Annotated in this window: 17 protein-coding genes; 6 read left to right on the forward strand and 11 right to left on the reverse strand. The window is 65.2% G+C overall.

What is annotated here, in order from left to right:
* Positions 1 to 31 precede the first annotated feature (31 nt).
* Positions 32 to 838, forward strand: coding sequence for an IclR family transcriptional regulator (locus tag CSC67_RS16745; protein WP_118995595.1), 807 nt, complete (start codon positions 32 to 34; stop codon positions 836 to 838).
* Here CSC67_RS16745 and CSC67_RS16750 read toward each other — a convergent pair.
* The 9 genes from CSC67_RS16750 to aceE form a co-directional block, all read right to left on the reverse strand.
* A complete protein-coding gene (locus CSC67_RS16750; RefSeq protein ID WP_118995596.1) occupies positions 815 to 1597 on the reverse strand; it encodes an IclR family transcriptional regulator in 783 nt (260 codons plus the stop codon). The genes CSC67_RS16745 and CSC67_RS16750 overlap by 24 nt on opposite strands.
* Positions 1598 to 1708: 111 nt before the next feature.
* Positions 1709 to 2839 carry an FAD-dependent monooxygenase gene (locus tag CSC67_RS16755; RefSeq protein ID WP_118995597.1) on the reverse strand — a complete coding sequence of 377 codons (1131 nt, stop codon included), beginning with the start codon at positions 2837 to 2839 and terminating at the stop codon, positions 1709 to 1711.
* A gap of 799 nt (positions 2840 to 3638) precedes the next feature.
* A complete protein-coding gene (gene purF, locus CSC67_RS16760; RefSeq protein ID WP_118995598.1) occupies positions 3639 to 5141 on the reverse strand; it encodes an amidophosphoribosyltransferase in 1503 nt (500 codons plus the stop codon).
* Between the two features lie 47 nt (positions 5142 to 5188).
* Positions 5189 to 5677: a CvpA family protein gene (locus CSC67_RS16765; protein WP_118995599.1), complete on the reverse strand. Its 489-nt coding sequence runs from the start codon at positions 5675 to 5677 to the stop codon at positions 5189 to 5191.
* Positions 5674 to 6441, reverse strand: coding sequence for an SPOR domain-containing protein (locus CSC67_RS16770; protein ID WP_118995600.1), 768 nt, complete (start codon positions 6439 to 6441; stop codon positions 5674 to 5676). The genes CSC67_RS16765 and CSC67_RS16770 overlap by 4 nt, the downstream gene beginning before the upstream one ends.
* 49 nt (positions 6442 to 6490) lie before the next feature.
* The gene (folC, locus tag CSC67_RS16775) at positions 6491 to 7792 is read right to left on the reverse strand and encodes a bifunctional tetrahydrofolate synthase/dihydrofolate synthase (protein WP_118995601.1); all 1302 of its coding nucleotides are present in this window, start codon (positions 7790 to 7792) and stop codon (positions 6491 to 6493) included.
* 76 nt (positions 7793 to 7868) lie between these two features.
* Positions 7869 to 9707 (reverse strand): dihydrolipoyl dehydrogenase, encoded by a 1839-nt coding sequence (lpdA, locus tag CSC67_RS16780; protein ID WP_118995602.1) that lies wholly within the window; start codon positions 9705 to 9707, stop codon positions 7869 to 7871.
* A gap of 9 nt (positions 9708 to 9716) precedes the next feature.
* Positions 9717 to 11396, reverse strand: a complete 1680-nt coding sequence (gene aceF, locus CSC67_RS16785; protein WP_118995603.1) for a dihydrolipoyllysine-residue acetyltransferase — start codon at positions 11394 to 11396, stop codon at positions 9717 to 9719.
* A 15-nt stretch (positions 11397 to 11411) separates the two neighbouring features.
* On the reverse strand, positions 11412 to 14123 hold the full coding sequence (gene aceE, locus CSC67_RS16790) for a pyruvate dehydrogenase (acetyl-transferring), homodimeric type (RefSeq protein ID WP_118995604.1): 2712 nt from the start codon (positions 14121 to 14123) through the stop codon (positions 11412 to 11414).
* A gap of 259 nt (positions 14124 to 14382) precedes the next feature.
* Here aceE and CSC67_RS16795 point away from each other — a divergent pair, with 259 nt between their 5' ends.
* The 5 genes from CSC67_RS16795 to CSC67_RS16815 all read left to right on the forward strand — a co-directional run bounded on the left by CSC67_RS16795 (position 14383) and on the right by CSC67_RS16815 (position 20593).
* Positions 14383 to 16140, forward strand: a complete 1758-nt coding sequence (locus CSC67_RS16795) for a PAS domain-containing sensor histidine kinase (RefSeq protein WP_118995605.1) — start codon at positions 14383 to 14385, stop codon at positions 16138 to 16140.
* Positions 16137 to 16763, forward strand: coding sequence for a response regulator transcription factor (locus CSC67_RS16800; RefSeq protein WP_118995606.1), 627 nt, complete (start codon positions 16137 to 16139; stop codon positions 16761 to 16763). The genes CSC67_RS16795 and CSC67_RS16800 overlap by 4 nt, the downstream gene beginning before the upstream one ends.
* Positions 16760 to 17629 carry a bifunctional methylenetetrahydrofolate dehydrogenase/methenyltetrahydrofolate cyclohydrolase FolD gene (gene folD, locus CSC67_RS16805; RefSeq protein ID WP_118995607.1) on the forward strand — a complete coding sequence of 290 codons (870 nt, stop codon included), beginning with the start codon at positions 16760 to 16762 and terminating at the stop codon, positions 17627 to 17629. Before CSC67_RS16800 ends, folD begins: the two co-directional genes overlap by 4 nt.
* A gap of 6 nt (positions 17630 to 17635) precedes the next feature.
* Positions 17636 to 19702 carry a M3 family metallopeptidase gene (locus CSC67_RS16810; RefSeq protein ID WP_118995608.1) on the forward strand — a complete coding sequence of 689 codons (2067 nt, stop codon included), beginning with the start codon at positions 17636 to 17638 and terminating at the stop codon, positions 19700 to 19702.
* A gap of 147 nt (positions 19703 to 19849) precedes the next feature.
* Positions 19850 to 20593, forward strand: coding sequence for an SCO family protein (locus CSC67_RS16815; RefSeq protein WP_118995609.1), 744 nt, complete (start codon positions 19850 to 19852; stop codon positions 20591 to 20593).
* Here the strand turns inward: CSC67_RS16815 and CSC67_RS16820 are convergent, their stop codons facing one another.
* Together CSC67_RS16820 and CSC67_RS16825 are read right to left on the reverse strand one after the other, a co-directional pair.
* Positions 20594 to 21976: a dihydrolipoyl dehydrogenase gene (locus tag CSC67_RS16820; protein WP_118995610.1), complete on the reverse strand. Its 1383-nt coding sequence runs from the start codon at positions 21974 to 21976 to the stop codon at positions 20594 to 20596. It lies immediately after the preceding gene.
* Between the two features lie 72 nt (positions 21977 to 22048).
* Positions 22049 to 22624, reverse strand: coding sequence for a nitroreductase family protein (locus CSC67_RS16825; protein WP_118995611.1), 576 nt, complete (start codon positions 22622 to 22624; stop codon positions 22049 to 22051).
* Positions 22625 to 22638 lie beyond the last annotated feature (14 nt).

Consider the following 22638-nt stretch of genomic DNA (forward strand, 5'->3'; position numbering starts at 1 on the left):
GCGGCGCGCCGTGGCAACAGGGAACGCAGGCATGAGCAGCAAGGACACTTCCAAGTATTCCGTACCCGGCCTCGAAAGAGGCCTGCGGATACTGACCGAATTCACACGACGAACCCCCACGCTGACCGCGCCCGAGCTCGCGCGTCGCCTGGACGTGCCCCGCACCACCGTGTTTCGCCTGCTGGTCACGCTCGAATCGCTGGGCTTCGTCGAAAAAGCCAACAACGGGCGCGAATACCAGTTGGGCACCGCGGTGCTCAAGCTGGGCTTCGAATACCTGGCCTCGCAGACGCTGACCGAATTGGGACGCCCCATACTCGAACGCCTGCGCGACGAACTCAATTACTCGGCCAACCTCGTCATACGCGACGTCCGCGACGTCGTCTACGTACAAAAAGCCGCTGCCGGCTCCATCTTTACCAGCTCGGTGCACATCGGCACCCGGCTGCCCGCCCACGCCACCGTGCTGGGCAGGGTTCTGCTCAGCCACCACAGTCTGCACGCCTTGCGCGCCCTCTATCCCGAAGAACAGCTGCAGCCCTACGGCCGCCATACACCGCCCACCGTCGAAGCGCTGTACCAGTTGCTCAAGGCGGACAGGGAACGGGGCTACGTCATCGCCGAAGGTTTTTTCGAATCCAATATCTCCACCGTCGCCGCGCCGGTCTTCAACCAGGAAGGCCTGGTGGCGGCGGCCCTGAGCATTACCGTGCCCGACGCCAGGATACCCGAGCCGCAACGCCAGGCGCTGATAGACAGCGTGGTGGCCGCCGCGGCCCAATTGTCGGAATGCCTGGACTACCGCGCGCCCGCCTCAACCGCCCGCCACGCGGGATAGGTCACGGGCCGCCTGCACCACGCCCTGCTGCATGCGTTCGCGCAAGCTGGAATCCGCGTCGAACAACGGCTGAGGCGCGACCACGCTGAGCGCCGCCACCGGCCTGCCGCCTCCCGCCTTGACGGCGGCCGCGCAGGCGTTGATGCCGGCCTCGTAACCCGAAAAGCTCCAGGCGTGGCCCTTGCTGCCGTCCTCTTCCAGCTGCTTGGCGAACTGGACCGCATCCATGCGCGCGGCGCTTTGCTTGTCGGACTCGCCGTCGCGCCAGGCCGACCACAGGCGCTTGACCTCGCCATCGTCGAGCTGGGCCAGCATGGCACGGCCCGGGGCGGTCAGAAAGGCCGGCACCCTGCTGCCGACGCGGATGTGGCTGACCAGGCCGCCTTCGGGCATTTCGCGATGCACATAGACCACGTGGTAGCCTTCCAGCACGACCAGATAGGCCGACACCCCGAGCTCTCGTGAAAGCCGCTCGACCATGAGCCGGCCCTCTCCCAGCAGATCGACCGAGCCCAGCGCCGAAGCGGCCAGGGTCAGGAAAGCCATGCCGACCCGATGCCCGCCTTGCGGCAGCCGTTCGATCAGGCCTTCGTGCTCGAGCGTAGCAAGCAGGCGCATCACCGTGACGCGATTGACGTCGATCAGGCGGCCGACCTCGCTGAGGTTGCCCGTGTTGCCGCCCTCGGCAATGTAGCGCAGCAGCCGCATGCCGCGCATGACCGGCGTGACAAGGCCCTTTGCGGCATCCTGTTCAGACATGACGCCCTCCCGTGTTCTTGATTGTGGACATGACGCGCCCCATTCATTTCGAGCATGGCGCCCCGCCCTGGGCCTGCTGACGCTGAAAATTTAGCGTCGGCAGGCCTCAGTTCATTTCAGGGGCGCCGACCAAGCGTCGTAATCATAGACCCAATCGGCGTTGCCGCCCTCTTTGAGCCAGGTGTTGCTGCGCGAAGCGATCTGGATGCGGCTGGTGCGTTCGAGGCGCGCATTCTGGTATGCCGTCCAGGCTTGCTGCAGGCTATCGAAGCTCGGCTCGGCGATGCAGCGCGCCAGCACCACCGCGTCTTCCACCGCCTGGCCGGCGCCCTGAGCCATGAAGGGCATCATGGGATGGGCCGCATCGCCAAGCAGGACGAGATTGCCTTGGTACCAGTGCGGCAGAGGGTCGCGTATATACAGCGCCGACTTCAACACCTCGGTGCAGGCATTGAGGCGCGCGCGCGCATCCGCATGGAAGTCGCTGTAGATCTCCTTGAGCTCGGCCACATCGCCGGGCGCGGTCCAGGATTCCAGCTGCCATTCGGGCTGGGGCGTGGTGGCGAAGATGAAGATGTCCTTGCCTTGATTCAAGGGAAAGGACACCACCTGCACCTCGGGCCGGTCGCCCCACCATTTGGTGAAACAGTCCAGATCGACGCAGCCCACCAAGCGATCGGCCGGCACCACGGCGCGATAGGCTACCACGCCGGTGAACTGCGGCTGCTCGGGCCCCAGCATGGCGGTGCGGACCACCGAATGGATGCCGTCGGCGCCCACCAGCGCATCCACCGTCTCGCTGCTGCCGTCGGCGAAGTCCAGCCGGACCTTGCCGTCGACCTGCTCGATGCGCACCGCCTTCTTGCCCAGCTTGATGCAATCGGCCGGCACCGCCGCTTCGAGGGCGGTCAACAGGTCCGCCCGATGCATGGTGAGCTGCGGCGCGCCGTATTTTTCTTCGGCGGCGCTGGACATGGCCAGACGGGAGGTTTCCTCGCCGGTATAACCGTCGCGGCTGATGCGGAAGGCGGGCCGTGCAGCCGTTTCGCGCAGGGCGTCGCCGACACCCAGGCCGTCCAACGCGCGCACGGCGTTGGGAGTAAGGTTGATGTCGGCGCCGACGCGTGCAAACTGGGGGGCCTGTTCGAAGACGACGACGCGCTGGCCGAGCTTGCGAAGTGCAATGGCCGCCGCCAAGCCGCCGATGCCGCCGCCGCAGATGCCGATGAGGGGTGTGTTCATGACTTGATCCGTCCTTTGGTTCGTTTCTTCCGTTGTCTGCTTTTGTTCATTTATGAACGTTATGTATATAATTTAACAGGTGGGAGCGGAGGACGTCAAGAGGTGAGCGGAAGTCTCCCGCGCATAATGCTTGTGACTTGTGACGCTTCTAGCTTTTATTATGACGTGCTGCTGGTTCTAGCCCCGTCCCTGTGATGCGGGAGTGTGCTTGGGCGGGCAGCGGCGGTCGGCCCTCCGGGCACGCCTGTCCGCTTCGTCCGGGCCTTCGCCCTCCCTTCAGCGGCGCCTGGCTCTCCCACCAATGCCCGCCCAAGCACACCCCCGCATCACAGGGACTGCATCGGAGCAAGCAGACGGTCTGCGAGCGAGGCACGCGCCGCAACCTTCGAATCCATGAGGCGCGGGGCGGACTCCTATTTTGGGCGACGTCCGAGCAAGCCGAGTACCCTGTTATTTTTGGGCGCCCGGCTAGGGGGGTGCAAGCCCGCAGCTGTCTGAGCGGCACGCTTGGCGGACCACCGGTCCGCCGCCGCGAGTTCTGCGGGCGCCCCGAAAATGATAGGGTAGGAGGGTAGTCCGGCGAAGCCGGACCGCAGCGAGCGGCGCCCGAAATAGGAGCCCGCCCCGCGCCGGCTCAAAGACTCAAAAAGGGACGCGCAATTCCAAAACAGGCAGCCTAAAAACTCTACCCGACGCTCCACTGAGCATCAAACCCAGAACAGATCAATAAGCCATCATCGAGATCACGCGAACGAAGCAGCCATCAAATCAGCCGCCCTGCCCGTCGTAAAAGCCTGGCTTAATCGTCCCCATCACCCACAGCCTCGGTCTCCGCAGCCGTCTCGACACTCCCCCTGCTCTGGCTCAAGCGCAGCAGATAATCCGCATCGATATCCCCAGTGATATAGCAGCCATTGAAGCAGGACGACTCGAACTGCGCCATCGCCGGGTTCAGGTCGCGTATGGATTGCTCCAGGTCTTCCAGACGCTGATACACCAGCCCGTCCGCCCCGATCTCCTGCGCAATCTGCTCCGTGCTGCGGCCCGTCGCGATCAGTTCCGCCTGCGTCGGCATGTCGATGCCGTAGACATTCGGGAACCGCACCGGCGGCGCCGCCGAGGCGAAATACACCTTGTTCGCGCCCGCCTCGCGCGCCATGTCCACGATCTGCCGGCTGGTCGTCCCGCGCACGATGGAATCGTCCACCAGCAGCACATTCTTGCCGCGGAACTCCATGTCGATCGCGCTGAGCTTCTGCCGCACCGACTTCTTGCGCACCGCCTGCCCCGGCATGATGAAAGTACGGCCCACATACCGGTTCTTGATGAAGCCCTCGCGGTAGTCCAGCCCCAGATGCGCCGCCAGCTGCATCGCCGAAGGACGGGACGAATCCGGTATGGGCATGACCACGTCGATGTCGCCCAGCCGCAGCGACTTGGCCACATTGTTGGCCAGATACTCGCCCATGTTCAGGCGCGCCGAATAAATCGATACGCCGTCCATAAGCGAATCGGGCCGGGCGAAATACACATACTCGAACACACAGGGTGTCAGGCTGGGCGCCTCGGCGCACTGGCGGCTGGTAATCCGGCCGTCAAGGTCGATGAGCACCGCTTCGCCGGGCTCGACGTCGCGCACGAACGTGTAGCCGCAGCCCGTCAGGGCGACCGATTCCGACGCCACCATCCATTCCATGCCTTGCTCGGTTTCGAGCGAACCCAGGCAAAGCGGACGGACGCCGTGCGGATCGCGGAACGCCACCATGCCGAAGCTGGATATCTGCGCGATGACCGCGTAGGCGCCCCGGGCGCGCTTGTGCACCGCCGCCACCGCGTCGAACACCGCGTTCTCGTCGAGCGACACACCGCTCGCCGCCCGCTGCAGCTCATGCGCAAAAATATTCAGCAGCACTTCCGAATCGGAATTCGTATTGATGTGCCGCCTGTCGATCCGGAACAGTTCTTCGCGCAGGTCGCGCCAGTTCGTCAGGTTGCCGTTGTGCACGAAGGTGATGCCGAAAGGCGCGTTCACATAGAAAGGCTGCGCCTCGTCCACGCTGTCGCTGGAACCCGCCGTGGGATAGCGCACCTGGCCCAGGCCGCTGTTGCCGGGCAGAGAACGCATGTTGCGAGTGCGGAAGACATCGCGCACCAGCCCGCGCGCCTTGTACATGCTGAAGAGCTGGTCGTGCGCCGTGGCGATGCCCGCGGCGTCCTGGCCGCGATGCTGCAGCAGCAGCAGGCTGTCGTAGATGACCTGATTGACGGGATTGCGGCCGGCAATCCCAACGATTCCACACATTTGAGGTTCCTAGTTAAAGCGTCCGGTTAAAGCACTTGAAGGTAGCGTCAGTACGGCAGCCACGACGCCAGCGAAGGCGGCAGCATCTGCTTGAGTTTCTGTATGCCCTGCTCGGCCGAGCCCGACAGGCGCGCGTCGCGCCACCATGGCTCTTGGGGCAGCTCGGTGTAGCCGGCCAGGGCCACCAGCACCAGCACGATCAGCAGCCCGCGCAGGAAACCGAAGATGGCGCCCATGCCGTGATCCGCGGGCGTCAGTCCGGTCTTGTCGATGAGCGTGCCCAGCGTGACGTTGATCAGGCCCACCAGCAGCAGCACCACGATGAAGACCGCCGCATAGGCTGCGGCGGTGCGTAAAAGGTCGTTCTGAATATAGCCGTCGAGCCACATCGACACCCGCGGGCCCCACCAGATGGCCGCCACGAAGGCGGCCGCATACGCGACCAGGGAGAGCAATTCTTTGACGAAACCTCGCAGCAGCCCCAGGAATGTAGACACTCCCACGATGGCCAGCACGATATAGTCAAAGCTTGTCACTGAGTCGCGATGAAGCTGTTGACGTAGTCGAGGGATCGAAGCCGGGTCTGGGCCGCCTGCGCCGCTTCCCGCGTGGGGAAAGGCCCCACGCGCAGGCGGTAGGTCGTCTTGCCATCGGGGCTGGCCGATTCGACGTAGGCGTTGGTGACGCCGGCGGATACAAGGCTGTCGCGCCGCGCCTGGGCGTCTTTCTGGGACGTATAGGCGGCGATCTGCACCACGAAATTGCCCTTGGTGGCGGCCGCCGGCGGGCGGGACGGCTGGCGCCCCTCGAGCAGCGCGATGGCCACCGAACCGTCGTCGGTGCGCTCGTTGGCGGCCGGCTTGGGTTTGGGCTCTGGTTTCGGTTCGGGCTTGGCCTCGGGGCGCTGCGGCTCTTCGGGCTTGGTGCTGGACGGCGCCTGCGCCGAGGTGGGCTGCTCGGGCTCGGTTTCGGCGATGGGTTCGGGCACCGGCAAAGCGGGCGTATCGACGCTGAGCTGGCCGTCCGCGGCATCGGGATCCGGCGCGGCGGGTTCGCCCGCCGCGATGGAGGGTTCGGGAATGGGCGGTATGGCCGGCACCACGACCGGCGTTTCGGCCGGCTGTTCCGGTTCGGACTTGATCAGCATGGGCACCACGATGACCGCGGCGACGACCAGCGCCAGCGCGCCGATGAGCCGCTGGCGCGCCCTGCCGCGCAGATCTTCGGCATGTGCCTCGCTGGGCGGCGATGAGCGGCGCTTCGAGCCCGAAGCAGCCTCTTTACGAGAGAACAATCCCATGTGAAAAACCTCTGGCCGCGGCCCGATCGGGACAAGCGCGGCGACATGATTAGACCGTGCGCCCGAGTTCCTGAAGTATGGGCCCAACCGTCGAGAACGAGCCAAACACGAGAATTCTATCATCCTCGGAAGCCAGTTCACGCGCCTTGGCGAAGGCTTGAACCGGATTGTCAAAACTTGACACGGTTATTGTCTCGTCGGGGTTGTCGGGCAGCAGGCCGCGCACGACCTCGGCCAGCTCTTCGCCCTTGCTGCCTCGCGGCCCTTCGAGCGTGGCGCAATACCAATGGTCGACCCGGGGCACCAGCTTGGCCAGCACCGCGGCCGCGTCCTTGTCGCGCAGCATGCCCACCACGGCATGCGTGTAGGGATAATAGGCCATGCCGGCAAGATTCTGCGCCAACGCCGCCGCCGCGTGGGGGTTGTGCGCCACGTCCAGGACGACGGCCGGCTTGCCCGGCAGGATCTGCATCCGTCCCGGCAGCGACACCTGCAGCAAGCCCACCCGCACCGCCTGCTGCGGCACGGCCAGCTTGTCGCGCAAGGATTCGATGGCGGCCAGGGCCGCGCTGGCGTTGAGCAGCTGATTCGCCCCGCGCAGCGCCGGATAGGCCAGCCCGTTGCGCCGCTGGCTGCGGCCGCCGTAGGCCCACTGCTGGCGGTCGCCCGAATAGTTGAAGTCCTTGCCGAACTGCCACAGGTCGGCGCCGATCTTCCCCGCATAGTCCGCGATGGAGTCCGGCGGCGAAGGATCGGCGCAGATGGCCGGGCGGCCCGCGCGGAACACGTGCGCCTTCTCGACGCCGATTTTTTCACGCGTATCGCCCAGCCACTCGGCATGGTCGATGTCGACGCTGGTGACGATGGAACAATCGGCATCCACGATATTGACCGCGTCCAGGCGCCCGCCCATGCCCACCTCCAGCACGGCCGCATCCAGGCGGCTGGCATCGAAAAGCAGCAGCGCCGCCAGCGTCGCAAACTCGAAATAGCTCAGGCTGATCTCGCCGCGCGCCGCCTCGATGCGCTCGAACTGCTCGATGATCTGCTCGTCGCTCGCATTCTCGCCGTTGACGCGGATGCGCTCGTTGAAATGCACGAGATGCGGCGAAGTGTACAGGCCCACCCGATAACCGGCCGAAAGCAGGATGGCTTCGAGCATGGCGCAGGTGGAGCCCTTGCCGTTGGTCCCCGCCACCACGATCTTGACGAAAGGCAGCGTAAGGTCCAGGCGCTGCGCCACCGTGCGGATTCGATCCAGCCCCATGTCGATGGCCTTGGGATGCAGGGTTTCCAAGTGGGCGAGCCACTGGTCGAGACTGGCGTTGCCGCCGGGTTGTGTAGATGCCATGGTAGAGCCCAATAAAACGCAAAAAGCCGGCGCCATTTTACCGGCGCCGGCGAGAGCCGAAAAACCGGCCGTGCGGCTACTTGCGGCGCGCCGGCGGCAAGTCGGTGCAGACGCCTTCGAAGGCCTCGGCCGCCATGCCTATGGACTCGCCCAGCGTGGGATGCGGATGGATGGTCTTGCCGATGTCCACGGCGTCGGCGCACATCTCGACCGCCAGGGCCACTTCGCCGATGAGATCGCCGGCATGGGTGCCCACGATGCCCCCGCCCAGCACGCGATGCGTCTGCGCGTCGAACAGCAGCTTGGTGAAGCCCTCGTCGCGGCCGTTGGCAATGGCGCGTCCCGACGCCGCCCAGGGAAACACGCCTTTCTCGACCGCAATGCCTTCGGCCTTGGCCTGGTCCTCGGTGAGGCCCACCCAGGCGACCTCGGGGTCGGTATAGGCCACCGAGGGGATCACCCGCGCATCGAAATAGCTTTTCTGCCCCGCGATGGCCTCGGCCGCGACATGGGCCTCGTGCACCGCCTTGTGGGCCAGCATGGGCTGCCCGACGATGTCGCCGATGGCGTAGATGTGGGGCACATTGGTGCGCATCTGCCTGTCGACGTCGATGAAGCCCCGCTCGCCCACCTGTACGCCCGCCTTGTCGGCATCGATGTTCTTGCCGTTGGGGCTGCGTCCCACCGCCTGCAGGACGAGGTCGTAGCGCTGCGGCTCGGACGGCGCGTTGGCGCCCTCGAAGGTGACCCAGATGCCGTCGTCCTTGGCTTCGGCCGAGACGGTCTTGGTGCCGACCATGATGCGGTCGAAGCGCTTCTCGTTTTTCTTCTGCCAGACCTTGACCAGGTCGCGGTCGGCGCCCTGCATGAGGCCGTCCAGCATTTCGACCACGTCGAGCCGCGCGCCCAGCGCCGAATACACCGTGCCCATTTCGAGCCCGATGATGCCGCCGCCGACGATCAGCATCTTCTTGGGAATGAAAGGCAGCTGCAGCGCCCCGGTCGAATCGACGATGCGCTTGTCCTGAGGCAGAAAAGGCAGCTTGACCGACTGGCTGCCCGCGGCAATGATGGCCGAGCCGAACTTGACCGTGCGCGCTGCGCCTTCGGCAGGCTGCACCGAAATATGATGCGGATCGACGAAGCGGCCCTCGCCGGTCAGCACGCTGACCTTGCGCATCTTGGCCATGGCGGCCAGGCCGCCCGTCAATTTTTCGATGACGCCGTCCTTGTAGAAGCGCATCGCATCCAGGTCGATGGTGGGCGCGGAAAAAGAGATGCCGTGCCTGACGATGGCGCGCGCCTCTTCGGCGACGGCCACCGTGTGCAGCAGCGCCTTCGACGGGATGCAGCCCACGTTCAGGCATACGCCGCCGAGCGTCGCGTAGCGCTCTATCAGCGCCACCTTCAGGCCCAGGTCGGCGGCGCGGAAAGCGGCCGAATAGCCGCCCGGACCCGCGCCCAGCACCACCACGTCGTACTGTTCGTCGGCCGAGCCGGAATACGCAGCCGCTTGAGGCGCCGGCGCCGTGCCCGACTGCCGCGAGCCGTCGCCGCCGGCTCGCGGCGCGGCGGCCGGCTCCTTGCCGGCGGTTTTGTCCGCAGAGGACTCGGCCTGCTTCTTGCCTTCGGATTTGCCGGCATTCGGGCCCTGCGCGGCAGCATCGCCGGCACCGGCCTTGGCCTCGATGCGGACCAGGGCGTCGCCCTGCGCCACCTTGTCGCCCACCTTGACCAGGACTTCCTGGACGACGCCGCCCTGCTCGGCCGGAATCTCCATGGAAGCCTTGTCGGATTCGACCGTGATCAGGCTTTGCTCGGGCTCGATGGTGTCGCCCGCCTTGACCAGCACCTCGATGACGTCGACTTTATCGAAATCGCCGATATCGGGCACTTTGAGTTCTGTCGTGCTCATGCGCGCCCCTTATAGTGCAATGCGACGAAAATCGGCCAGCAGGCCGGCCAGGTAGGCATTGAATCGCGCGGCCGCGGCGCCGTCGATGACGCGATGGTCGTACGACAGCGACAGGGGCAGCATCAGCCTGGGCTGGAAGGCCTGGCCGTCCCAGACCGGCATGTGGCTGGACCGCGAGACCCCCAGAATGGCCACCTCGGGCGCATTAATGATGGGCGTGAACGAGGTTCCGCCTATGCCGCCCAAGGACGAGATGGAGAAGCAGCCGCCCTGCATCTGCGCGGGCGACAGCTTGCCTTCGCGCGCCAGAGCCGCCAGTTCGGAGGTTTCGGTGGCCAGCTCGATCACGCCTTTCTTATCGGCGTCGCGTATGACCGGCACCACCAGGCCATTGGGCGTATCGGCCGCGAAGCCGATGTGGTAGTACTGCTTGTAGACGAGGTTGTCGCCGTCGAGCGAGGCGTTGAATTCGGGGAACTTCTTCAGCGCCGCGACCACCGCCTTGATCAGGAAGGCCAGCATCGTGACCTTGATGCCCGACTTCTGGTTCTCTTTGTTGAGCGCGACGCGCAGCGCCTCGAGCTCGGTGATGTCGGCCTGGTCGTTGTTGGTGACATGGGGAATCATCACCCAGTTGCGATGCAGGTTGGCGCCCGAGATCTTCTTGATGCGCGACAGCGGCTTGGCCTCGACCGGCCCGAACTTGGTGAAGTCGACCTTGGGCCAGTCGATGACCGACAGCCCGCCGCCCGCCGGCGCCGGCGCGCCCTGCGGCGCCCCCGATGCCATGGCTTTCTTGACGAAGCCGCGCACGTCGTCGAAGGTGATGCGGCCTTTGTCGCCGCTGCCGGGGACGCGAGTCAGATCCACGCCCAGCTCGCGCGCGAACTTGCGCACGGACGGCGAGGCGTAGGGCAGCTTGTTGGCCGGCAGGTCGCCGGCGTAGGCCTCGGTGGGCGAGGTGCGCTCCACGGGCTTGGAGGCCATGGCGCCCTCGTCTTCCGACGCGGCGTCTTCGCTTTGTTGCGCTTGCGCCTGGGGCTTGTCCGGAGCGGAAGCGGCCGCTGGCGCGGGACTTTCGGCCGCCTCGCCGGCGGCCGGCTCGAGCGCCAGAATTTCAGAGCCCTGGGCCACCTTGTCGCCCACCTTGACCGCGACGCGCTTGACCACGCCCGCATGCGAAGAAGGAATTTCCATCGAGGCCTTGTCGGACTCGACCGTGATCAGGCTTTGCTCGGCCTGGACGGTATCGCCCTCGGCCACCAGCACCTCGATGACTTCGACGTCTTTGAAGTCGCCGATGTCGGGCACCAGCACCTGGACCGGCTTGCCGCCACCCGCGGCCGAAGCGGCAGGCGCCGCCTTGGGCTCGGCCGCTTCGCTCTTTGCCTCTTGGGCGGGCGCCGCGGCGGCGGGTTTTTCCTGTGCGGGCGCTTCGGCCTTGGCCGCGCCCGACTCCTCGAGCTCGAGGACCACCGTCCCCTCGCGCACCTTGTCGCCCACGCTGACCTTCACGGCCTTGACGGTGCCGGCCGCGGGCGAAGGGATTTCCATCGAGGCCTTGTCGGACTCGACCGTGATCAGGCTCTGCTCGGCCTTGATGACGTCGCCTTCGGCAACCAGCACCTCGATGACGTCGACCTCGGAGAAATCGCCGATGTCCGGTATCTTGATCTCTGTGTGACTCATTGCGTCTGTCTCCGGTCAGGCGTGATGCGGGTTGGCTTTATTGGGATCGATGTCGTATTTCTTGATCGCTTCGGCGACCTTGGCCGCCGGCACCGCGCCCTCGTCGGCCAGGGCGCGCAGCGCGGCCAGCACGACGAAATGGCGGTCGACCTCGAAGTGCTCGCGCAGCCTGTAGCGGAAGTCGGAGCGGCCGAAGCCGTCGGTGCCCAGCACCGACAGGCGGCGCCCGGCGGGCACGAAGGGCCGAATCTGGTCGCCGAAGAGCTTGACGTAATCGGTGGAGACGATGATGGGCCCCGCCGTGTCCTGCAGTTTTTGCGTGACATAGGGCAGAGGCGGATTGGCTTCGCCGGGATTGAGCAGGCGATGCCGTTCGCAGTCGAGCCCGTCGCGGCGCAGCTCGGTGAAGCTGGTGACGCTCCAGAGGTCGGACGACACGCCCCAGTCCTTCTCGAGCAGATCCTGGGCGGCCAGCACCTCGCGCAGGATGGTGCCCGACCCCATCAGCTGTACATGCAGCTTGTTCTTGGCCTTGCCGGCCGAACGCAGCTTGTACATGCCGCGGATGATGCCTTCTTCGTCGCCCTTGCTCAGGCCGGGATGAGCGTAGTTCTCGTTCATCACCGTGATGTAGTAGAAGACGTTCTCCTGGTTCTGGATCATGCGCTCGAGGCCGTTCTGGATGATCACGGCCAGTTCGTGCGCATAAGTGGGATCGTAGGAAACGCAGTTGGGTATCAGCGCCGACATGATGTGGCTGTGGCCGTCCTCGTGCTGCAGGCCTTCGCCGTTGAGGGTCGTGCGCCCCGCCGTGCCGCCCAGCAGGAAGCCGCGCGCCTGCATGTCGCCCGCCGCCCAGGCCAGATCGCCCACCCGCTGGAATCCGAACATCGAGTAATAGATGTAGAACGGAATCATGATGCGGTTGTTGGTGGAATACGACGTAGCCGCGGCGATCCACGAGCTGAATGCGCCGGCCTCGTTGATGCCTTCCTGCAGCAGCTGGCCGTTGGTGGTTTCCTTGTAGTACATGACCTGGTCTTTATCGACCGGCACGTACTTCTGGCCTTCGGGGGCATAGATGCCGATCTGGCGGAACAGGCCCTCCATGCCGAAAGTGCGGGACTCGTCGGCCAGGATGGGCACCACGCGCGGACCCAGGTCTTTATCGCGCAGAACCTGATTGAGGATGCGCACGAAGGCCTGGGTGGTGGAGATTTCGCGTCCCTCGGCCGTGGGCTCGAGCACCGCCTTGAAGGCGTCGAGTTCCGGCGCCTTGAACTTTTCGTCGGCCATGGCGCGCCGCGCGGGAAGATAGCCGCCCAGCGCCTTGCGGCGCTCGTGCAGGTACTTCATTTCGAGCGAATCGTCGGCCGGCTTGAAGTAAGGCAGCTGCTCGAGCTTGTCGTCGGAAATGGGGATATTGAAGCGGTCGCGGAATTCGCGCACCGAGTCCATGTCGAGTTTTTTCTGCTGGTGGGTGGGGTTCTTGGCCTGGCCGACGTGGCCCATGCCGTAGCCCTTGATGGTCTTGGCCAGAATGACGGTGGGCTGGCCCTTGTGATTCACGGCTTCGTGGAAGGCCGCATACACCTTGTGCGGATCGTGGCCGCCGCGATTCAGGCGCCAGATGGCCTCGTCGCTCATGCGGCTGACCATCTCGAGCAGCTTGGGATGCTTGCCGAAGAAATGCTCGCGCACGAAGGCGCCGTCGTGGGCCTTGTAGGCCTGGTACTCGCCGTCGACCGATTCTTCCATGATGCGGCGGAGAATGCCTTCTTTGTCGCGGGCCAGGAGAGGGTCCCAGTAGCCGCCCCAGATCAGCTTGATGACGTTCCAGCCGCTGCCGCGGAAGTCGCCCTCGAGCTCTTGGATGATTTTGCCGTTGCCGCGCACCGGGCCGTCGAGGCGCTGCAGGTTGCAGTTGATGACGAAGATGAGGTTGTCGAGCTTTTCGCGCGAAGCCAGGCTGATGGCGCCCAGGGATTCGGGCTCGTCCATCTCGCCGTCGCCGCAGAACACCCAGACCTTGCGCTTGCTGGTGTCGGCGATGCCGCGCGCGTGCAGGTACTTGAGGAAACGCGCCTGATAGATGGCCATGATGGGGCCCAGGCCCATCGAGACCGTGGGAAACTGCCAGAATTCGGGCATCAGCTTGGGATGCGGATACGAAGACAGGCCCTTGCCGCCGACTTCCTGGCGGAAGTTGTCGAGCTGCTCTTCGGTAAGGCGGCCCTCGAGGAAGGCGCGGCCGTACATGCCGGGCGAGGTATGGCCCTGGAAATACACCAGGTCGCCGCCGTGGTCTTCGGTTTCGGCATGCCAGAAGTGGTTCTGGCCGCAACCTATCATGGTGGCCAGCGAAGCGAACGAGGCGATGTGGCCGCCCAGGTCGCCGCCGTCGGCGGGCTGGTGCTTATTGGCCTTGACCACCATGGCCATGGCGTTCCAGCGGATGTACGAGCGGATGCGCTCTTCGAGCGCCAGGTTGCCGGGATGCGGCGCTTCGAGGCCGGGCGGAATCGTGTTGACGTAGGCGGTATTGGCCGAAAAGGGAATGCGGGCGCCCGAGCGGCGCGCCAGGTCGACCAGACGCTCAAGCAGAAAATGCGCCCGCTCCGGGCCTTCTTGTTCGAGTACGGCCTCGAGTGCTTCGAGCCACTCCTGGACTTCGGGATCGTCGTTGGCGATCGTGGCCAACGCACCGGCTTGATCAAGAGAGGACATTGAATGTCTCCAGTTAAGGATTTTATAGGTAGACCAACGGGATCGATCCGTTGTATCACGTCTGTGCCCGCTTCGCCGGTAGGCGGCGGCCAACTTGGCTGAGTGCCGGCATCACCTCATTCTAGGAAAGAGCCTCATGAAGGGCAAGTAAAATTTCACTTTATGGCATAAGATTTTATAATGTGAAAAATTGACGTTTTCCTTAAAGATATCAGCTTGCCGCCGGCGCTTGCATTTAATTGTTTAAAATAGACACACGATGGCCAGCCCTTCTCGAAAGTCCCTCATCCCGACCACCTTCTACGACCAGGCAAAAGGCACTCGCCGCGGCCTGTACTGGCTGACGCCCGTGCTCGTGCTGGTGCTGTATCTGTGCGTCATGGGGGCGTTCATATGGCTGCAGCGCCTACAAAGCGACAGCGTCATGTTCGTCACCATCGACCAGGAGACGCGCCAGCAGCGCCTCATCATGGTGGTGGTGGCGCTGTCCTGCCTCATCATCCTCAGCCTTCTGGCCTTGTGGCGCTACACCCGCTTCCGCTCGCGGGCCGAGGCCGCGCTCATCGCCGAAACCGGTTTCCGGCGCGCCATGGAAAACTCCATGTCCACCGGCATGCGGGTCTTCGACATGCAGGGGCGCATCGCCTACGTCAACCCGGCCTTCTGCCGCATGATAGGCTGGAACGAGGCCGACCTCATCGGACGCACCACGCCCTTCCCGTACTGGATTCCGGGCCGCCACGCCCAGCACCAGGAAACCCTGGACCTGCTGCTGTCGGGCCGCACGCCCAGCAGCGGCCTCGAGGTCGAGGCCCAGCGGCGCGACGGTTCGCGCTTCACGGCCCGCATGTATGTGTCGCCCCTGCGCGACCCCAATGGCGAGCAGATCGGCTGGATGACCTCCATGACCGACATCACCGAGCCCAAGCGCATCCGCGAAGCGCTCACCGCCGCGCACGAACGTTTCATGACGGTGCTGGAAGGCCTGGACGACGCCATCTCGGTGGTGGCCGATACGCCCGACGGCCTCGAGCTGCTGTTCGCCAACCGCACCTACCGGCGCTTCTTCGGCGCCCAGTCCAACGGCCACGCCGAGCTGCTGGGCGGCCGCCTGGGCCGCTTTACCGACGAGACGGTCGAAGCCTTCTCCACCTCGGCCCAGCGCTGGTTCGAGGTGCATCACCGCATGCTGGCCTGGACCGACGGCCGGCGCGTGCGGCTGCAAGTGGCGCGCGACATCACCGAGCGCCGCACGCATGAAGAAGCCTCGCGCGTGCAGCAGGAAAAAATCCAGCTCACCAGCCGCCTTACGACCATGGGCGAAATGGCCTCGTCGCTGGCCCACGAGCTGAACCAGCCGCTTACCGCCATCAGCAACTACAGCATGGGCGCGGTGGCCATGCTGAAGGCGGGCAACCCCAAACCCGAACAATTGCTCGAAGCGCTCGAAAAAGCCGCCAGCCAGGCCGAGCGCGCGGGAAAAATCATCAGCCGCATCCGCGAGTTCGTCAAACGCAGCGAGCCCCGCCGCCAGAAAGTGCCCATCTCGCGCATTCTCGACAATGCCATCGCCTTCGCCGACATCGACGCGCGCAAGCGCCAGGTCGAGATAGACCGCGAGACGCCGCCCGACGACCCGACCGTGCTGGCCGACCCCATCCTTATCGAACAGGTGCTGCTCAACCTGCTCAAGAACGGCGTCGAAGCCATGGAGCAAAGCGACTACCGCACCCTGCACGTCAAGGTCACCGAACAGCTGCCGCTGATAGAAATCGCGGTCATCGATCGCGGCCACGGCCTGCGCGACCCCGAACGCCTGTTCGAGCCCTTTTACAGCACCAAGTCCGAAGGACTGGGCATGGGCCTGAACATCTGCCGCACCATCATCGAGTCCCACCACGGGCGCCTCTGGGCTTCCGCCAATCCAGAAGGTGGTACGATTTTTCGGTTCACCCTGCCCTTCGCAGCGCCGGAAGCCCCCGATCAACCAGAGAATTCTCAGGAGTTGCACGCATGACTACACCCGAAGAACCGAACACTGTTTTTATCGTTGATGACGATGAAGCGGTGCGCGATTCCTTGCGCTGGCTGCTCGAAGCCAACGGCTATCGCGTCAAGAGCTTCAGCGGTGCGGAGGACTTTCTCGACGCCTACGACGCCGACCAGATCGGCGTGCTGATCGTGGACGTGCGCATGCCCGGCATGAGCGGCCTCGAACTCCAGGAAGAACTCATCGCGCGCAAGGCGCCCTTGCCCATCGTCTTCATCACCGGACACGGCGACGTCCCCATGGCGGTCTCCACCATCAAGAAAGGCGCCGTCGACTTCCTCGAGAAGCCTTTCAACGAGACCGACCTGCGCGCCATAGTCGCGCGCATGCTGCAGCAGGCCAACGAACGCGCCTCGCAGGCCCAGGCCAAAAAGAATCAGCAGGCCGTGCTCAGCCGACTCACTTCGCGCGAGCAGCAGGTGCTCGAGCGCATCGTGGCCGGCCGGCTCAACAAGCAGATCGCGGGCGATCTCAACATCAGCATCAAGACCGTCGAAGCCCATCGCGCCAACATCATGGAAAAACTCGAAGTCACCACCGTGGCCGACCTCATGAAGATCGCCCTCACCCAAACAGAAGGACAGGCATGACCGCACGCATCATCGACGGCAAGGCGCTGTCCGACACCATCAAGGCCGACGTCGCGCGACGCGTCGAGGCCTTGCGCGGACGCGGCATCGTGCCCGGCCTGGCCGTCGTGCTGGTCGGAGACGACCCCGCCTCGCAGGTATACGTGCGCAACAAGGCCGCGGCCTGCGAAAAGGCCGGCCTGCATTCCCAAGTCGTCCGCCTGGATGCCGGCATCACGCAAGAGCGGCTGCTCGACGTAGTGCAGCAGCTCAATGACGACCCCGCCGTACACGGCATCCTGGTGCAGCTGCCCTTGCCCAGCCACCTGGATTCGGCCCAGGTCATCGAGGCGATCGCCGCCGACAAGGACGTGGACGGCTTTCACATCAGCAATGCCGGCCTGCTCATGACCGGCCGCCCGCTGTTCCAGCCCTGCACTCCCTACGGCATCATGAAGATGCTCGAATCCGAAGGCGTCGATCTCTGGGGCGCCGAAGCCGTGGTGGTCGGCGCCAGCAACATCGTCGGCAAGCCCATGGCCATGCTGATGCTGGCCAAGGGCGCCACCGTCACCCTGTGCAACTCCAAGACCCGCGACCTGGGCGCCCAGACGCGCCGCGCCGACGTCCTGGTGGTGGCCACCGGCAGGCCCGACATGATCACCGGCGACATGATCAAGCCGGGCGCCGTGGTCATCGACGTCGGCATCAATCGCAAGGCCGACGGCAAGCTGACGGGCGACGTCGAATTCGCCTCGGCCAGCAAGGTCGCCGGCGCCATCACCCCCGTTCCGGGCGGCGTGGGCCCCATGACCATCGCCATGCTGCTGGTCAATACCGTCGAGGCCGCCGAGCGCGCCGCCCAGGCCGTCCCGTCTGTTTCCTGATACGCCATGACGCAGAATCCGCTTTTAGTGCCCATCGACGAGCTGATCGATTACGCGGCCATCCAGCCGAGCGACATCGAGCCGGCCATCACCGCCCTCATCGACAAGGCCCGCGCGGCGGTCGACCGCGCGGCCGATCCCGCCCTGCCCGCCACCTGGGAAGCCATCGTCGACGCGCTGGACGACGATGCCGAACCGCTCTGGCGCGCCTGGTCGGTGGCCGGCCATCTGAATGCCGTGGTCGATACGCCGGCTCTGCGCGAAGCCTATAACCAGTGCCTGCCCAAGGTGACCGAGTTCTCCACCTGGATCGGCCTGCACAAAGGTCTTTATGCCCAGTACAAGCGGCTGCGCGAAAATCCCGCTTTCGCGAGCTGGCCCGCGACACGGCAGCGCATCGTCGAGCTGGCCCTGCGCGACTTCCGCCTCAGCGGCGTCGAGCTCGAGGGCGAGGCACGCGAGGAATACGCGCGCCTCTCCGAGCAGCAGGCCCAGGCGTCGCAACGTTTTTCCGAGAACGTGCTGGACGCCCTGGACAAATGGACGCTGCACATCGAAGACGGCAATCGCCTCGAAGGCCTGCCCGACGACGTGCGCGCGGCCGCCGCCGCCCGTGCGCGTGACGCCGGGCTGGACGGCTGGGTGCTGAATCTCAAGATGCCCTGCTACCTGCCGGTCATGCAATACGCGCGCGACCGCGAGCTACGCGAGACCCTGTATCGCGCCTATGGCACGCTGGCCTCCGAGCATGGCGAGGCCGCGCTGGACAACTCCCCGCTCATCGAACAACTGCTTGCCTTGCGGGCCCGCGAAGCGCAATTGCTGGGCTATGGCGACTTTGCCGCCCTGCGCCTGCAGACCCGCATGGCGCGCACGGCCGACGAAGTGCTGGGCTTTCTGCGCGACCTGGCCGCCAAGGCCAAGCCCCATGCGCAGCGCGACCTGGCCGAACTGCGCGAATTTGCGCAGAATGAATACGGCATGACGGCGCTGCAGCCCTGGGATCTGCCCTTCTACGCCGAGCGGCTGCGCGAATCGCGCTACGACTACTCCGAGGACGAGGTCAAGCAGTATTTCACCGAGCCGCGCGTACTCGACGGCCTGTTCCAGGTCGCCGAGAAACTGTTCGACGTCACCATGCGGCGCTGCCAGGTCCAGGCCTGGCATCCCGACGTCAAGGCTTTCGAAGTGCTGTCGCGCGACGAAGGCGTCGTCGGCCATCTGCTGGTGGACCTGTACGCCCGCCAGGGCAAGCAAGGCGGCGCGTGGGTCGACAGCGAGCGCAATCGCCGCCGCGTCGGCGACCACCTGCAACGGCCCGTGGTCTACCTGACCTGCAACTTCACGCCGCCCCAGGACGGCAAGCCGGCGCTGCTGACGCACGACGACGTCATCACCCTCTTCCACGAAAGCGGCCACGCGCTGCACGCCCTGCTGTCCAGGGTGGACGATCCCGGCGCTTCCGCCTTTGCCAGTGTCGAGTGGGACGCCATCGAGCTGCCTTCGCAGTTCATGGAGAATTTCTGCTGGGAATGGCCGGTGGTGCAGGCGCTGTCGGCCCACGTGGACACCGGCGAGCCCTTGCCGCGCGCTCTTTACGACAAGCTGCTGGCCGCGCGCAACTTCCAGAGCGGCATGCAGATGGTGCGCCAGATCGAGTTCTCGCTGTTCGACATGGCCATCCACAACCAGGCCGCCGGCCTGTCCATCGCCCAGGTGCTGCACACCCTTGACGATATCCGGCGCGAGGTGGCCGTGGTCTTTCCTCCGGAATGGCACCGCTTTCCGCACAATTTCTCGCATCTTTTCGCGGGCGGCTACGGCGCGGGCTACTACAGCTACAAATGGGCCGAAGTCCTGTCGTCTGACGCCTACGCGGCCTTCGAGGAAGCCGCCGCGGCCCACCCTGAGCGCGACACGCTGGACGCCGAAACCGGCAGGCGCTTCCGCGACGAGATCCTGGCCGTGGGGGGAGCGCGGCCGGCGGCCGAATCCTTCCGCGCCTTCCGCGGCCGCGATCCCTCGCTGGACGCGCTGCTGCGCCACAGCGGCATGACGGCCGGCCGGGACTGAATCGGCTTCAGCTGCGCCTTCGAGCCCGAGGTGCGCAGAACCAACCGGATGAAATCGGGTCGAACGATTTCATCTGGCGCACAAGCCTATAATCGAAGGATGCAAAGCGGCTCGCATAACAGGGGCCCACAAACAGGTTTTCACAGCATGTCCGGTTCTTCCTTTCCCGCGGCGCTCGCACTCTGCGCCTTCGCCGCCACCTTGGCTTCCACTTCCGCCGTGGCGTCCCCTTCCACGCCGCTGGAGGCGGCCACGGCGATTCTGGCCAGCTCCTCCTCCGCAGCGGGAGGCGGCGCGGCCGATGTGTCGGACGACATCGGAAAGAGCGGCGCCACGGCCGGCACGCCGGAAGCCTCCCAAACCGATGCCGGTCCAGCCACATCGGTCCGCCGCATACGCGGCTTCCTGCCCGACCTGCGCTTCTCTCTCGAAGGCGCCCAGGGCAAGACCGTGACCCAGCAGGCCTTCGAAGACAAAGTGGTATTGCTGTTCTTCGGCTATGCCAGCTGCCCCGACATCTGCCCCACCACCATGGCCCAGCTTTCGCAGGTGGTGAACAATCTGGGCAAGCAGGCCGACCAGGTGCAGATCGTATTCATCAGCGTCGACCCGCACCGCGATACGCCCGACGTGCTGCAATCCTACGTCAGCGCCTTCAACGACCACGCCATCGGGCTCACCGGCAACGAAAAGCAGATCGCCGACGTCGCCCGCCGCTACCGGGTGGCCTATCAGATCGAGAAGCCGACAAGCAGCGACTCCGAGAACTACGAAGTGACGCATGGGCGCGGCATCTATATCTTCGATCAGAAAGGCCGCGCGCGCTTCCTGGCCTCGGATTCCGAATCGATCGAAGCGCTTACCGCCAGCGTGCGGGAGCTGCTGGGCTGATCAAAGCTGCTTGGACGCGTCCCTCAAAGCCGTCCGCAGCCCCTCTTCGATGACCGGATGATAAAACGGCATCTCCAGCATCTGCCCGACCGTCAATTCGGCCTGCACCGCCCAGGCCAGCAGATGCCCGATGTGCTCGGCCGCCGGCCCCACCATTTCGGCGCCCAGGAAGCGGCCGCTGCCCTGCTCCGCATACACACGCAGTTTGCCTCGATTGCGCAGCATGATCCGCGAGCGCCCCTGGTTTTCGAAGTCTACCTTGCCCACCACCGCGTTCTTCGGCAGCGTGCGGAAAAAAGCCCCCGCGTGCGCAATTTGCGGGTCTGTAAACACAATGGATAGCGGCGCCCGGCCCTTGCGGGCCTGCACGTCGGGAAACCGGGCCGCGTTGGCGCCCGCGACACGCCCGTCGTCGGCCGCCTCGTGCTGCAGCGGCCTCACGCCGTTGACGTCGCCCGCCATGAAGATGGGCGTCCCTTCCACCTGCAGCGTCGAGACATCCATGCGCGGCATGCCCTTGTCGTCCAGCTTTGCCGACGTATTCTGCAACTGCAGCCCCTCGAGCACCGGCGGCCTGCCGGCCGCCATCAGCACATAGTCGTAGCGCGCCGTCGTTTCCTCGCCTTCTTTCGAGGCGAAGCGCACTTCGACTTCGTCGCCCTTTCGGACCGCCTCGAGCACCTCGGTATTGAGCCGCAAATCGAATTCAGCCTGGAAGGCCCCCAGCGCGCTGGCCTTGACCACCGGGTCGGAAATGCCGCCCAGGCCGTCGCCGCGTCCCAGTACGCCGACCTCGACACCCAGCCGGGCCAGCGCCTGCCCCAGCTCCAGCCCCAGCGGCCCCGTGCCCACCACCAGCACCCGGCGCGGCAGGTCGTCCCAGGAAAACACATCGTCGTTCACCACCAGGCGGTCGCCCAGCGGTTTGTACATGTCCGGTACAAAGGGCGCCGATCCCGTCGCGACCACCGTGCTGGCCGCCTTGACCTGGACGTTGTCGCCCACCTGAAGCAGCTTGTCCGACAGGAAGCACGCCCGTCCCCGTAGTTTTTCCTCGGCCGGCATGGCGTTGATGGACTCCAGCACGAAACCGACGAAGCGGTCTCTTTCGCGCTTGATCCGGTCCATCACCTGGCGCCCGTCTACACGCGTCTGCCCATCCATGCGCACGCCGAACGGCGCCGCATGCTGCACGGCATGGGCCGCATCGGCCGCCGCGATAAGCAGCTTGGAGGGCATGCATCCCACCCGCGCGCACATGGTGCCATAAGGGCCGCTTTCGATGAGGATGGCCTTGCGGCCGGCGGACTTGACGGCGCGATAGGCAGTCATGCCTGCCGTGCCCGCGCCGATGATGGCGACGTCGGTTTCCAGAATGTTCATGAGGGCTCCTCGGCAAATACCGGGCCCGGACGGCCCGGGGTCTGTCAATAGGCCAGGGCCTGCCAACAGGCCCTAGCTGCCGGTCCACTCGGTGATGAAGTCCCGGTAATCCGGCCGCTGGGGCGGCTCGGATAAAGCAATAGGCGTGCCAATCGCCAGATAGCCCATGAAACGATATTCGAGCGCGTCGAAGCCCAGGGCCTCGGTGACCTCTTCGACATAGGTACCCAGCCCCGTGCTCCAGTATGCGCCGTAGCCCAGCATGTGGGCGGCGATGAGCATATTGGTCACAGCCGCCCCGGTGGCCAGCATGCGCTCGTCTTCGGGTATCTTGGTATTGCTGGTGTCCATGCGGCAGGCCAGGGCCACCAGCAAGGGCACCTTCTTGAGCCAGTCGCGCGTGGAGGTTTCTTTCTGGGTCGTAAGGGGCAGGCCGGCGCGCTTGATGGCGCCGATGGCCAGTTCGCCCAATTGCTGCACGGCCTCGCCCCGGATCAGCGCGAAGCGCCAGGGGCGCAGGCGGCCGTGATCGGGCGCCGACATGGCCGCCTGCAGGATCTGGGCGAGATGCTCTTCGCTGGGGCCGGGCGCCTGGACGAACTTGACCGAACGGCGGTTGAACAAATAGTCGATGGGCGCAACAGACATCACCATTCCTTATA

The organism is Pusillimonas caeni (assembly GCF_003545815.1).
Lineage (GTDB): Bacteria > Pseudomonadota > Gammaproteobacteria > Burkholderiales > Burkholderiaceae_B > Pusillimonas > Pusillimonas caeni.

Excerpts from the sequence above, each read along its gene's own strand:
- CSC67_RS16745 (WP_118995595.1), top strand. The coding sequence starts at position 32 with ATGAGCAGCAAGGACACTTCCAAGTATTCCGTACCCGGCCTCGAAAGA.
- CSC67_RS16750 (WP_118995596.1), bottom strand. The coding sequence starts at position 1,597 with ATGTCTGAACAGGATGCCGCAAAGGGCCTTGTCACGCCGGTCATGCGC.
- CSC67_RS16755 (WP_118995597.1), bottom strand. The coding sequence starts at position 2,839 with ATGAACACACCCCTCATCGGCATCTGCGGCGGCGGCATCGGCGGCTTG.
- purF (WP_118995598.1), bottom strand. The coding sequence starts at position 5,141 with ATGTGTGGAATCGTTGGGATTGCCGGCCGCAATCCCGTCAATCAGGTC.
- CSC67_RS16770 (WP_118995600.1), bottom strand. The coding sequence starts at position 6,441 with ATGGGATTGTTCTCTCGTAAAGAGGCTGCTTCGGGCTCGAAGCGCCGC.
- folC (WP_118995601.1), bottom strand. The coding sequence starts at position 7,792 with ATGGCATCTACACAACCCGGCGGCAACGCCAGTCTCGACCAGTGGCTC.
- lpdA (WP_118995602.1), bottom strand. The coding sequence starts at position 9,707 with ATGAGCACGACAGAACTCAAAGTGCCCGATATCGGCGATTTCGATAAA.
- aceF (WP_118995603.1), bottom strand. The coding sequence starts at position 11,396 with ATGAGTCACACAGAGATCAAGATACCGGACATCGGCGATTTCTCCGAG.
- aceE (WP_118995604.1), bottom strand. The coding sequence starts at position 14,123 with ATGTCCTCTCTTGATCAAGCCGGTGCGTTGGCCACGATCGCCAACGAC.
- CSC67_RS16795 (WP_118995605.1), top strand. The coding sequence starts at position 14,383 with ATGGCCAGCCCTTCTCGAAAGTCCCTCATCCCGACCACCTTCTACGAC.
- CSC67_RS16800 (WP_118995606.1), top strand. The coding sequence starts at position 16,137 with ATGACTACACCCGAAGAACCGAACACTGTTTTTATCGTTGATGACGAT.
- folD (WP_118995607.1), top strand. The coding sequence starts at position 16,760 with ATGACCGCACGCATCATCGACGGCAAGGCGCTGTCCGACACCATCAAG.
- CSC67_RS16810 (WP_118995608.1), top strand. The coding sequence starts at position 17,636 with ATGACGCAGAATCCGCTTTTAGTGCCCATCGACGAGCTGATCGATTAC.
- CSC67_RS16815 (WP_118995609.1), top strand. The coding sequence starts at position 19,850 with ATGTCCGGTTCTTCCTTTCCCGCGGCGCTCGCACTCTGCGCCTTCGCC.
- CSC67_RS16820 (WP_118995610.1), bottom strand. The coding sequence starts at position 21,976 with ATGAACATTCTGGAAACCGACGTCGCCATCATCGGCGCGGGCACGGCA.
- CSC67_RS16825 (WP_118995611.1), bottom strand. The coding sequence starts at position 22,624 with ATGTCTGTTGCGCCCATCGACTATTTGTTCAACCGCCGTTCGGTCAAG.